The 12,207-nt window shown below is 64.2% G+C and carries 11 protein-coding genes and 1 pseudogene; 6 read left to right on the top strand and 6 right to left on the bottom strand.

Annotation, left to right across the window (positions count from 1 at the left end):
• Positions 1–19 precede the first annotated feature (19 nt).
• On the top strand, positions 20–1,342 hold the full coding sequence (locus ACIGGF_RS09135) for an NAD(P)/FAD-dependent oxidoreductase (RefSeq protein WP_397521044.1): 1,323 nt from the start codon (positions 20–22) through the stop codon (positions 1,340–1,342).
• On the opposite strand, the pseudogene ACIGGF_RS09140 reads toward ACIGGF_RS09135, so the two are convergent.
• The 3 genes and pseudogenes from ACIGGF_RS09140 to ACIGGF_RS09150 form a co-directional block, all read right to left on the bottom strand.
• A pseudogene (locus ACIGGF_RS09140) lies at positions 1,339–1,995 on the bottom strand (response regulator). The gene ACIGGF_RS09135 and the pseudogene ACIGGF_RS09140 sit on opposite strands and share 4 nt — an antisense overlap.
• A complete protein-coding gene (locus tag ACIGGF_RS09145) occupies positions 1,992–3,302 on the bottom strand; it encodes a sensor histidine kinase (RefSeq protein WP_397521045.1) in 1,311 nt (436 codons plus the stop codon). The pseudogene ACIGGF_RS09140 and the gene ACIGGF_RS09145 overlap by 4 nt, the downstream one beginning before the upstream one ends.
• Positions 3,302–3,877 carry a hypothetical protein gene (locus tag ACIGGF_RS09150; protein WP_397521046.1) on the bottom strand — a complete coding sequence of 192 codons (576 nt, stop codon included), beginning with the start codon at positions 3,875–3,877 and terminating at the stop codon, positions 3,302–3,304. Before ACIGGF_RS09150 ends, ACIGGF_RS09145 begins: the two co-directional genes overlap by 1 nt.
• A 174-nt stretch (positions 3,878–4,051) precedes the next feature.
• On the opposite strand from ACIGGF_RS09150, the gene ACIGGF_RS09155 reads away from it, so the two are divergent.
• The 3 genes from ACIGGF_RS09155 to ACIGGF_RS09165 all read left to right on the top strand — a co-directional run bounded on the left by ACIGGF_RS09155 (position 4,052) and on the right by ACIGGF_RS09165 (position 7,035).
• A complete protein-coding gene (locus tag ACIGGF_RS09155) occupies positions 4,052–5,353 on the top strand; it encodes a hypothetical protein (protein ID WP_397521047.1) in 1,302 nt (433 codons plus the stop codon).
• Positions 5,350–6,768: a PQQ-binding-like beta-propeller repeat protein gene (locus ACIGGF_RS09160; protein WP_397521048.1), complete on the top strand. Its 1,419-nt coding sequence runs from the start codon at positions 5,350–5,352 to the stop codon at positions 6,766–6,768. The genes ACIGGF_RS09155 and ACIGGF_RS09160 overlap by 4 nt, the downstream gene beginning before the upstream one ends.
• 66 nt (positions 6,769–6,834) lie before the next feature.
• Positions 6,835–7,035, top strand: coding sequence for a hypothetical protein (locus ACIGGF_RS09165; RefSeq protein ID WP_008713921.1), 201 nt, complete (start codon positions 6,835–6,837; stop codon positions 7,033–7,035).
• Positions 7,036–7,069: 34 nt separating this feature from the next.
• On the opposite strand, the gene ACIGGF_RS09170 is transcribed toward ACIGGF_RS09165, so the two are convergent.
• Entirely contained in the window at positions 7,070–7,594 is a 525-nt protein-coding gene (locus tag ACIGGF_RS09170; RefSeq protein ID WP_397521049.1) for a SixA phosphatase family protein, read from the bottom strand.
• Complete coding sequence (locus ACIGGF_RS09175; RefSeq protein ID WP_397521050.1) at positions 7,581–8,123, bottom strand: GtrA family protein; 543 nt, start codon at positions 8,121–8,123, stop codon at positions 7,581–7,583. Before ACIGGF_RS09175 ends, ACIGGF_RS09170 begins: the two co-directional genes overlap by 14 nt.
• Before the next feature lie 233 nt (positions 8,124–8,356).
• Here ACIGGF_RS09175 and ACIGGF_RS09180 point away from each other — a divergent pair, with 233 nt between their 5' ends.
• Entirely contained in the window at positions 8,357–9,337 is a 981-nt protein-coding gene (locus ACIGGF_RS09180; protein ID WP_397521051.1) for a CPBP family intramembrane glutamic endopeptidase, read from the top strand.
• Here ACIGGF_RS09180 and ACIGGF_RS09185 read toward each other — a convergent pair.
• Positions 9,327–9,884 (bottom strand): GNAT family N-acetyltransferase, encoded by a 558-nt coding sequence (locus tag ACIGGF_RS09185; protein ID WP_397521052.1) that lies wholly within the window; start codon positions 9,882–9,884, stop codon positions 9,327–9,329. The genes ACIGGF_RS09180 and ACIGGF_RS09185 overlap by 11 nt on opposite strands.
• Before the next feature lie 76 nt (positions 9,885–9,960).
• On the opposite strand from ACIGGF_RS09185, the gene ACIGGF_RS09190 reads away from it, so the two are divergent.
• Positions 9,961–12,192 (top strand): DUF222 domain-containing protein, encoded by a 2,232-nt coding sequence (locus ACIGGF_RS09190; RefSeq protein ID WP_397521053.1) that lies wholly within the window; start codon positions 9,961–9,963, stop codon positions 12,190–12,192.
• The last annotated feature ends 15 nt before the right edge of the window (positions 12,193–12,207 follow it).

Genomic DNA, 12,207 nt, shown 5'->3' on the forward strand with positions numbered 1-12,207 from the left:
AGCCGAAAAGGAAAGTGCTGTGCGAACGTACGACGTCGTCATCGTGGGATCGGGATTCGGAGCATTGGCAGCCGCCAAGTCTCTGGGCAAGGCCGGTGTGACGTTCTCGCTCATCTCCAGCACCACCGAGCACCTCTTCCAGCCATTGCTGTACCAGGCTGCCACCGGAATGTTATCGACGGGTGAGATCGCCCCGCCGATCCGGCGCATCCTCGCGCAGTACGACTCCGCCGACGTCCGTCTGGGACGCGTCGTCGATGTCGACCCCGAGGCTCACCAGGTCACCTACATCGGTGCCGGGCAGAGCCACACCATCGGATTCGGTCGCCTCATCGTCGCGACGGGTGCCACCCAGGCCTACTTCGGCCGCGACGAGTTCAAGGACCGTACGTTCGCGCTCAAGACGGTGGACGACGCGATCGCGCTGCGTGAGCAGATTCTGAGCTGCTACGAGACTGCGCACCTGACAACCGATCCCGATGCTCGCAAGGAATTGCTGAGTTTCGTCGTCGTCGGTGCCGGTGCGACGGGTGTCGAGCTGGCCGGTCAGATCAGGGATCTCGCGCACCGCTACTTCGCCGGATCGTTCCCGGACATCGAGCCCGACGACGTCACGGTGACCCTCGTCGACGGAGTCAAGGAAGTACTGCCGGCATTCGGTGGCAAGCTCAGCGCGTACGCCCGTACGAAGCTCGAGAAGTCGGGCGTCGACGTCGTCACCGGAGCCATGGTCACCGATATCGCCGACGACGTTGTCACCGTGCAGGACGTCGATACCAAGACCTCACGGACGTATCCCGCCAAGACGGTCATCTGGTCGGCGGGGGTGCAGGCCAGTGATCTGGCGTCGACCGTAGCCGAGCGCACCGGCTGCGAAACCGACCGTGCCGGACGCCTTCTCGTGCACGACGACCTGACGGTCGGTACGGCGAAGGACATCTACGCGATCGGCGACGTGACGTCGTTGAACAAGCTCCCCGGCCAGTCTCCGGTGGCGATGCAGCAGGGCAGGCACGTTGCCAAGATGATCATCGGGAAGGTCGACGCCGGGACGGCTTTCGAGTACACCGACAAGGGCAGCATGTCTATCGTCGGCCGATTCAGTGCTGTGGCACGGCTGTTCGGAAAGGTCGACATGTCGGGGCCGATCGCCTGGCTCATGTGGCTCGCGGTGCACCTGCTGTACCTGGCCGGGTTCCGGAACCGCTATGTCGCGGTGGTGTCGTGGATGACGTCGTACATCGGCGACAAGCGACCGCACTTCCAGTACACCGACCACTCTGCGTCGATGGACACGCTTACCAGCAAGACGTCGGACGAGGACGAGCGTAAGGCCGCCTAGCTGGTCACCAACCCGTTGCGGTAGGCCCAGATCACCACGTGCACTCTGGTGTCCACGTCGAGTTTGCGGCAGATGTTGCCGATGTGGGTCTTGACCGTGCTCTGTTCGAGGTGCAGTGCCCGGGCGATGCCGTTGTTGCCCAGGCCCTGCGCCAACAGTTGCACAACTTCCATCTCACGCAGACTCAGGTCGTGTTGCGGTGCAGCGCTTCTCGCCGATCGCTGCGGTGCCCCTCGTCGCGCGAACTCCGCCATCAAGCGTGGGGTCAGGCTGGGTGAGAGCGCCGCTCCGCCGCCCGCGACGGTGACCACCGCATCGGCGAGTTCGTCGGGATCGGTGTCCTTGAGCAGGAAGCCGGATGCACCGCTGTCCAGCGCCGCGAAGACGTACTCGTCCAGGTCGAACGTGGTCACGACGATCACGCGTACGTTCTGGAATTGCGCCAGAATTTCCCGCGTGGCCGTCAGGCCGTCGCCGTCGGGCATCCTGATGTCCATCAGTACGACGTCGGGTTAAAGCATCGAGACTTGTTGCACGGCATGCTTTCCCGAGCGGGCGTGCCCGACCACCTCGATGTCTGGATGGCCGGCCAGGAACAGCTCGAATCCCTGCCGAACGACGGGCTGGTCGTCCACGATCAGAACGGTGATCATGTCGGTACCTCCAGTGGTCGAGAGATGTGCCCGTCGACGGGCAGCCGAGCATGTACCGACCATGTCGCGCCGTCGGAGGACGATCCGGCGTCGAAGGTTCCTCCGAGCAGCTCCGCTCGCTCCCTCATTCCGGGTATGCCGAATCCCTGGCCGGCGGACGCTCGCGGGTCGGAAGGTGCAGAGGTGGTCGTGTTGGTGACGGTCACCTCGATGGTCGACGAACGATCGGATACCTCGACGCAGACATCGCAGTTCGGCGCGTGACGTCGGGCATTGGACAACGCTTCCTGCACTATGCGGTAGCACGTCAACTGCACGGCGCTGTCTGTGTTGTTGCTGTCGGTGGTGTTGCTGTCGGTGTTGTTGCTGTCTGCAGCAATGTTCGTCTCGATGTGCCCGAACGACGTTCGTGATTGCTCGATCAGTTCGGGAAGGTCTGCGATCGTCGGCTGCGGAGCGTTCTGGTTGGGTGTACTCGGGCGTAGGATCCCGACGATCTGGCGGAGGCTGTCGAGTGTGCGCTGACCGTGTCCGATTGCGCCGGTGAGTAGTTCGCGCGACTGGTCGGGGTTGCTCGTGATGAGTGTCTTCGACGCTTTGGCTTGGATGAGCATCCCGGTCAGGTGGTGCGCCGCGACGTCGTGCAACTCTCGCGCCATGGTGCGTCTCTCGCTGTCCAGGGCCTCGTTCAGGCGCTGTCGGTGTTCGTGCTCGGCACGTTCCAGTGCCGCTTCGCTTTCCAGTTCCTGGGCTCGGCCGCGTGCGATGTACTTCCCGAGAGCGACGAGCACCGTGTAGTTGATCGCCAGGTTCGCCACCTGTTCGGCGACGACACCGATCGTGCCGCCGGGGCCTGCTGCGGCATCGGGGAACGACAGGCGGGTATCGACGCTGACCAGGATTTCGAGGATCAACCCGAGCGCGAGGGGTATGAACAGGCGTGGTCCGGTTACCCGAATCGCCAACGCCGCGATGGCGAACCAGTACAGCGGGGTGAACCCGAGGGTTCGCTCGGGCAGCACCAGAATCAGTGCGACACTGATCGCCACCACGGTCAGATACGACGCGACGGGATACGGCCGGCGTACGCAAGTCGCCGCAGTCATCGCGATCAGGGCAAGAACACTCACTGCGATCAGTGCCGGGCTGCCGACGAGTTCGTCTCTGGTGTCGCCGACCATGCCCGTCGAGAGCTGGAACCCGGCGTAGACGATGGTGGCAATCAGCATTTCGATCGGCAGAACGACGGGATTTCGCGGCCGCCACGCGGGGCGAAACGTACGCGGCAGTCGGTGCAAACCCAGCATCAGAGTCGACTCCGTTCTCCTGCCGCAGCTTTCGAGCTCGATTTCCTCTTGCCGGCTACCCACAGCGGTCCGGTGACGAACCAGAAGAACGTGATGATGCCGAGTGGCTGGATCACGGTCTTCAACGCTGCTGCCTGCGCCGAGTCTGCCACGGTGTAGGCGAGTCCGTAGGTGATCACCAGAGCGATCGCTGCGGCGCACAGCCACTTGACGAACCCTCGGATCTCGTTGCGGTAGGCCTGCGGTCCGGTCCTGGGAGGCTTCACCGGTGCGGGGCCGCCGGCGAAGCGATGGGCGAAGCGCACGTCGAGCCAGGCCACCGTCGAGTGCGCGAACACGACGGTCCAGCCGAGGTAGATGCCGGCGAGCCGGTGCGCGAATTCGACCTCTCCGCCTCGGTGTAGATCCACAGCCACCGCGGCGACGAGGACGAGATCGAGAACCGGGAGCAGGGCGAGCACGATGGTGCTCGCTCGTCGCAGGCGTGCAAGGTAACGCAGGCACAGGCCACCGATCACCAGTACCCAGAAGCCGACCTCACAGATCGCGATGGTGAGCAGAATTGGATTGTCCATGGGCCCGATTCTCACCGCCGCCGACCTGCGCGCGATACCCCCGCGGAGGCGTCGTACCTGGTGGTTCGGCCAAAGGTACGACGCTGAGCTCCACCGAAAGTCGTAGCTCCACCGAAAGTCGTAGCTCCACCGAATGTCGTAGAGCCACGCGATCAGCAGACTAGGCTCGTCGCCGTGATCGACCTCGGGGCGCTCGGGCGTCAACCGAAGATCTTGTGGGTCTTCGTTGCTGTTACGGCCGTTGCCGCGGGAGTGATCGTCGTGGAGTCGCGTGGATCCGGCCCCGCGGACCTCGCGTTGCCGGAAACGCCCGCGTCGAGCGGGTTCAGCTCGTTGAACTACGACCCGGGTGATACGTCGACAACGATTCCGGGGTGTGATTCCGTCGTCCTTCCAGGCTCCGGGGATTCCGTCGGAGTGATCTTTCAGCTCGACGGAGGTAGCTACGACGATCCTCGCTATCCGTGGTTCTCCGGGCGGAAGGCGACAGCGCTGTCCGACGCGCTTGTATCGGCCTTGCCTGCAGACACCGCCATCGAGTTCGCAACGCCAGGTACGTCTGCGTTCGGCACGGAGTCGGCGCTTCGGTTCGGTCCCGTTCAGGGGCCTTCGTCCGACAGTTCGTTGGACGACCCGTCACTCTTCGCTGGTTCCACTGCAGCCGGATTGCTGATCAGGGGCGGACGGGGCGCCGACCTGACCGTGACGATTTCGAAGTCGACTGGGGGTGTACCGCCCTGTTTCGCCGGCAGTCTCGATCGCAGGGAGGTATCGGCCGACGGTACGGTCGTGGACATCAAGGACTCCACCAGCGAAGACGGTGACAGAACGGTGGTGTCGAGGACCGCGACTGCGTACGCGTCCGATGGAACGACCCTGCAGGCCAGCACAACTCAGTTCGAGTCTCCGGATGAAGTGATGGCCATGGACGAGCTGATCTCCCTGGTGAAGTCGAGCGATGTGCGAATCGGCGCACCGATCCCCGAGGGCACCCGGCCCTCGCCTCTACCGTGTGACGCGCGCGGTGGATCGCAGGATGGACCCGCGGTGACTCACGCCGACGCAGACCGTATCGGTCACGCGCTGGAGCACGCTCGCATCCGATCGCTTCGGGCCGTGATTGCTTTCGCGCAGCCTCTGGCACCGATGCAGCGGGTCGCGTTTGCCGACGACGCGTTGTGCACAGCCGGACGGATCGTGACGCCGGGTTCGGAAGGTGTTGTGACGGTATCGATCACGGGTGGACAGCCGCTCCCCGAGATTCCCGACAAGTACGATCCGGCCGCTGAACGCTCGGTCGATACAGTTCGTTTGCCCGACGGATCCATCTCCGAACGCTCGAGGTTCGGGGCCCGCACCGTGACCGTCACTCGGCCGTCCGGAACCCGTATCCGTGTCTCGTCGACGTCGGCGGGCGAGCTCGTCACCGTCGGCAATCTCGAGTCCATCGCGACAGCACCAGGGTTGGATCTGTGACCGACCGGTGGCCGGTGTGGGTGGCGGGGGCCGCGGCACTGGTGACTGTGGTTGCTGCGGTGATCGTCGTCGCCGAGGATGACCCTCCGGTGGTCGCGACCGCACCCGCAGCGACGACCGCAGCCCCGCCGACGACCGCAGCCCCGCCGACGGTTCCGCGTGCGCCGGAGGTCCAGTGGTCTAGATCTGCAGAAGATGTCTACGGCCGCGAATTCCCGCAGTTCAGTGATCCGGGCGCGGGAAGCCAGGACTCTCCCAGCGCAGCGTCGTTCATCGATGCAGGCGAGGTGTATGTCGCCTCCGTCGGCCTACCCGATCCCTCTACCGGCAACTTCGACGCCCCCGCGCTGGTGGGACTCGATGCGACGGATGGATCCACTGTGTGGCGGCGTGACGACTTCCGGGTCGACTCCTGCGCGGACCAGCTTCTGTCCGGAAATCTCGTGTGCGTGTCCACCAGTGAATCGGAGAACCCGGATTCGACGATCGTCCTGGTGAACGCCATGACAGGTGAAGAGCGCTCTGTTGCTGCACCGCAGCGAATCCTTGCGGTCGGCACCGACGGATCCTCGCTGTATACGGTCAATTCGACCGCGACACCGCAGGGCTACGAGGGAACTCCGCAGATCAAGAAGGGCACCCTCGACGATGTCGGCCGCGATTGGGTCAGCGAGTTTCCCGGCGTGGCCATCTACGCAGGTTCGCCGAGCTCGGCGATCACCTTCGACGGTACATACGGCCTGGGTCGATTCGGTTCGACAGCAATAGGATTCGACTCGGTCACCGGAGCGATCACGTGGTATCGGGGCTATCCCGACAGTTGCGTCCAGCAGCCGTACCGGGTGAAACCGGCGCTGGTGATCATGACCGAGTTGGTGTGCTCGTGGTCGGAGGCATTCACCGGCACCGCCGCTGTCACTTCCGATGGTCGAGTTCTGGCCAGGTCATCGACGCCGATCTATCCCTATCCCGAGATCGACGCTCCTGCTGACCTATCGCTGCCGATGATCGTCGGCGATACCGCGTTCGATCGTTCGACCGGAGCGCTTGCCTGGTCGAATCCCGTGTTGGCGTCGACCAACGGTGTGGCCGTCGTCGGGGATCTGGTGATCGCGCGTGCTCCCGGAACCGCCCATGTGACGGCACTGGATCTGCGAACCGGTTCGGTTCGGTGGGAGAACGACCCAGGGGATTACTATCCGATCACCGCATACGCCGACGGTCTCGCGTACTCCACTGCGGGCGGCACCGTGGAATCGATTGCGTTGGAGGACGGTTCGACGCGTCGGCAGGTGAAGATCGAGCCGACGCCCGACCCTTTCGGAACCGATCCGTACCTCGGTTCGCGGGTGGAGCAGGCCGGCGATGGGCTGGTGTATACGTCCCGAGCCACGATTGCCGTGGTTGACCGGTAGTAGCTCCGAGCCTGTGCACCTACAGTGGAAGTACGCATTCAGGACATACGAACCCGGGAGTCCGCCATGGCAGGCAAGAAGATCGACAGAGTCCACGCACAGTCCGCGCTGGAGACGGTTCGTGAGAACCCCGGTATCGCATTGATCGCCGCGGCACCCGCTTTGGTGGTGCTGGCGGTGGTGTGGTGGCTGCTCGGATTCCCCGCAGCGCTGATCCTGCTGATCGCAGCAGGCGGTGCCGGCTACCTGTACCTCAAGAATCGCTGATTACCGATAACCGCTGATTACTGATAACCGCTGATCACTGATCGGCGCGCGGGATGCAGAACTCGGTGATGGTTGCCGAGCTTGCCGTCACGTCTGCCCATGACTTGTGGGTGGTCAGCACTGCTATTGCCGAGGTGGGGAAGCGGTGTCGCACCTCGCGTGCGATGTCGGTGTCGTCGTCGGCCGCCAGTTCGAGTGCGGTCCAAGGGATTCCGGGCTCATGTCCGACGACCAGCAGGGTGGATACGTTCACGTCGTCGAAGTAGGTGTCGGCCAGTCGGATTTCGTCGATGATCTCGTCGGCGGATCCGCCGTAGATGTCCCGCTCGAAGCGGGTTGGAGTGTCGCCCAGGCCGGTAGCGGCCAGGGTTTCGCGGGTGCGCAGAGCCGTCGAGCACAGAACTGCATCGACACGGCCGACGTGCTCAGCGATCCAGGCTCCGGCGAGGCCGGCCTCGCGTTGGCCCCGTGCGGCCAATGGTCGTTCGTGATCCGGTGTGCCCTCGGGGTAGCCGGATTTGCCGTGCCGCATGAGCACGAGGGTCCTAGTGGTCGCCATGCCGTCCACCGTAAACGGTGAGGGCGACGGGGTCGGGTATGACGTCTGCGGCCTCGGGGAAGACGAACTTGCGCATCGCCCACCATCGGAAGGCCGTTGCGAGCAAGGTGCCGATGATGGAGCCGCTGACGAAGTCGGCGATGTTCTCGGTGAGGAACGACACGTTCGGCGAGCGCAGATCCAGCATGTAACTCGACACCCACAGGGGTAGCTGGTTGATTGCCAGGCCGGTTCCGGCGACGGCGAAGAACAGTGCTGCCTCGTGGTGGCGACGTCGTCCGCCGCGCGCTGTGAACGACCATTCGCGGTTGAGGATGTAGGACACGATGGTTGCGATCAGTACCGCCAAAACGTTCGCGGTAACCGGCTTGTCCTGCAGGATCGTCCACTTCAGGCCGAAGAACAGGACGACGGTGACGACGAAGGTGATTGCTCCGACGATGAGGAACTTGAGGGCCTCGGCGTGCTTGACGAGAGGCTCGAGCCAGCGCTGGGGAACGTGGTCGGTGAGGCGGTCGGACACATGCATCCCATCGACGTTACCTCGAGTAACGGATGCGGCCGGTCCGGTCGTCGCTGCGACAACGGCCTACAGCTGCGTCTCCAGGTAGCCACGCAGGCTTCCAGGATCACCCCGACAGACCGGATCGCAATAGTCGGCCGTGACTCACATCGCCGCGACAGTCCTGAATTCTCGGTCCGCGCGTGATAGACAAGTCCGGGGGTCGACAGCTGTTCGTAACAGGCGATGCGGTACTGTACGTGATTGGTGGTGACCTGGTGACGAGCGGTATCCACGCGGAGCCCACTGCTCGCTCGACGCAGGGTGGTCTGACCGCTGCCGGTACCGCCGTGATGGTCCTGGGTCTGGTGGCCGCGTGGGGCGTCGTGTACTTCATCGGTCTGGTTGGTGCTCTGTGGCGTTTCCGCGAGCCGAATGCGCCTGCGCCCGTACTCACGCTGTCCGATCAATGGCTGGACCTTGCGGTCGGTCTGGGGCAGGTGGTGGTGGGGGCCGCGGCAATCGCCGCGGTGTACTTCGCTCGGCGCCGCACGTTCCCGGCGGTGTGGCCGGTACGCCGCGGCACAGCACTCGAGGCGGGGATCACCTGGTGCGCAGCCATCGGTGCCGCGTCGGCCTTCCTGCTCGTGCTGTCTCGGATGGATGTGCTGCGCTTCAGCTTCTCGGTTCCCGCTTCGGTCGAATCCGGTTGGCTTGCAGTGGTTTCTGCGCTGGCCGTGGGTCTACGCGAGGAGCCGATCCTGGTGGCGCTGCCGGTATTGCTGCTCGTGGGTAGGTTGCCGATCTGGGCCATCATGGCGTTGTCGGCGACGATGCGAGGCCTTCTGTATCTGTATTTCGGCGGCGGCGGTTTTCTCTGGGCGCTGTGCTGGGGCGCCGCGGCGGTCTGGGTGTTCTACCGTTACCGGCGGCTCTGGGTGTTGATCGCCATCCACGGATTGGTGATGAACATCCAGGTGTTCGATCGCGTCATTCCGTCCGAGAATGCTGCGACCGTTCTGCAGTGGGTCAACATTCTGATCCTGTTCTCGGCATTGCTGTGGTGGCTCACCCCGCGTGCCCTGGAGGCATTTCTGCCGAATACGGTGGCCGTTCGGTACGGCGATGCGACCGTCGAGACGACTCCGATGGTGGCCGAAGTCGTACTGAACCCCGAGAAACTCGATCCCGGGAAGCTCGATCCCGACGAGTCCAGACGCGAGCCGCCGGTCAAGCCCTGACCATGCGGGCCTCGAGGCACTCCCATTCCGAGTCGAACTTCTCGGTGCCGTCCAGCTCGAACCGATGCTTCCGGTAGAACGCGATCGCGCGATCATTGGCTGCTGCCACCCACAGATACGCAGAAGCGTCTCGGTGGCCGATGACATCGACCATGAGGTCGTTCGCGACCCCGGTGCCGTGATGTTCGGGCAGAACGTTCAGCGACCACAGCTCGGTTCTCGCGGGAGGGTCCTCGTCCCGCGGTGAGCCGCCGGTGGCGAAGCCGACAATGTGTGAGTCGGCCATGTGTGAGTCGGCGACTGGTGAGTCGGCGATTGGTGAGTCGGGAACGTAGACGGCACATCGGGTTCTCACGCCCCGCGCGGACGCGTCGTCGATACCCGCGATGATCTGCTCCCACCGCCCGATGCGGTGCGCAGGTCTTAACCCGTCCAACTTGGCACCGTCGATCATTCCCGCGTACGTCGACTTCCAGATGGCCACGTGAGCTGCGCCGAGCTGTTCCGCATCACCCGGTCGGACGTCGCGGATCGAGTAGTTGCTCACGTTGTAGTTGTACCAATCCTGACGGCGAAAACGCGTGGGATTTTTCTTGTCGTACCCCTCTCGTAGTATCGAATACATGTTCGATACCGGGGGGTGGGGAGCGGCGGAGACGCCGCCGGTCGATGACTGTATTGCGGGATTTCTCGACGTCATCGCGCTCAGCCGTGTCGATGAGAATCTGGCTCGGGCGGCAACCTTGCTCGCGTACTGCGACGTGCTCGAAATGCGGCTGGAGGCCGCGGAGGCTGCGGACGGGGATCCGGGAGAAACCGTCCGCGGCGCATTGTGCGACTTGGCCGTGACGATGACCGGGACGCGTCGCGACGCATCGGTGATGCACGATGTCGCGGAGCGTCTGCATCGAATGCCGTTGACAGCATTGCGATTCGTGACCGGCAGCTTCGACTGGTCGACGGTGGTGACCATTACCTCGGTGCTGCACCGAGCCAGCGACGAGACGATCTCGACCATCGAATACGAGGTTTGCTCGGCAGGTAGTCGAATGCGCCCGCAGGCATTGCGAAACCGCATCTGGCGGTTGTGGATGAAGGCCGATCCGGAGGGTGCTTCGGCGGCCCGTGAGACTGCGAAGTCCGAGGAAGTCGGCGTGCGTATCGACCGCGGCGGCCCTGGGGGTATCTCGTCGCTCATCGCGAAGATCACCGATCTGGAAGCGGCAGAGGCGGATGCGCTGATAGTCGAGATGGTCGGAACGGTGTGCAAGGACGACCCGCGGTCGACGGGAATGCTGCGGGCGGCGGGACTGATGGCGTTGATGCACGGCGAGCATTCATTGGCGTGTCAGTGCGACCTCGGCGACGAATGCCCGGTTGCCGGCGCTGTCGACGATATTCCGCCGAGGCGTGGTCATCTCCTGCAGATCGTGGTGGCGGTGGAGACTCTGCTGGGACTGTCCTCGGAGCCTGCGACCCTCGCCGACGGCACGCCCATCGATCCCGAAGTGGCGCGCATCGTTGCCACGGATGCGAAGTGGCAGGCAATGCTGACCGAGTTGGTCGACATGCTCAAACCGGAGCAGAACGGTCCGCACGAGGGTGACCCGGACGATGGTGCGAATCGCGGAGATATGGCCTCCGCTGGCCCGGACAACAATGACGGCAGTCACTCCGATGACGAGGGTCCGGACGATGACGATCCGGACGATGACGATCCGGACGATGACGATCCGGACGATGACGATCCGGACGATGACGATCCGGACGACGGCGGCCCCGACGGCAAGGGTCCTGACGATAAGGGTCCCGACGATAAGGGTCCGGTCGGCGGCGGCCCATCCGACGACGGCGGCCCGGATAACGACGACGGTCCAATCGGGGTGGGTGCTTGCGGCCAGACGAATGAGGGCGGGTCGAAGGCCAGAGACCCCGACGGCAAATATTCCGGCAGCAAGGGTCCGGACAGCAAGGATCGCGATGTTCCCGATGATGGTCCGACCGATCACGGCGGTTTCGACGGCTCAGTCCACGGTGATTCTGCGCGAGTCGGCCCGTCTCCATCAGGGCTGTTGCTACGCCGGGTGGTGGGTATAGGCCGGGTTCGTGGTGCCGCCGTGCTGCCGTCGATTCGCGGTAGCTGCGTCGACAGTCCTCCGCCGGTGTTCCCGATGCTGGGGGAGGAGTCTGTCCGCGACGGGCTCGTCGCGCGGTGGCTTGCATGGGTTGCCGAGCGGCCCGAACGTGCTCTCGGCATTTTCCCCGACGGTCATGGCGGCGAGTCCACTCCGTCGCAGTCGGCGGTGACGTATCGGCCGAGTGCCCGCGTCGCTGCCTTCGTTCGGGCTGCGTATCGCACGTGTACGTTCCCGAACTGCGACGTGCCGTCCGCCCGGTGCCAGATCGACCATCTTGTGCCGTTCGATCAGGACGACCCGAGGCGAGGCGGTTGGACGATTGTGACCAATCTTCAGCCGGTGTGCCTATTTCATCATCAGGCCAAGACCTCGAAGGCGTGGTCGGCAGTGTTTCTCGCCGGCGGGCCGATCTTGTGGTCGAACTCGCTCGGTCTGCGCGCGGTCACGTTGCCGGAGTTCTCGATCGTGACCCCGCGCGCATCCCGACGACGGCGAAAGCGATCGTCGGGGGTGGTGCCATCGCCGCTCGAACCGACCCGCTGGGAGCTCGAATACAGCGGAGGTGCACCGCCGACTCTCGATGACTTTCGCGCTGCAGCAACGGATAGTGCCCGACGGAAGTTGGCGGAAAAGCGGCGGGCTTACCTCGAACACTGTCGGGTCGTTCATGCACGCGTCCGATACGACCGCACCAGATACGACCCTCCTCCCTTCTGAACGAACACCCTCAAC

This window comes from Rhodococcus sp. NPDC078407, from assembly GCF_044542515.1.
Taxonomy (GTDB): Bacteria; Actinomycetota; Actinomycetes; order Mycobacteriales; family Mycobacteriaceae; genus Rhodococcoides.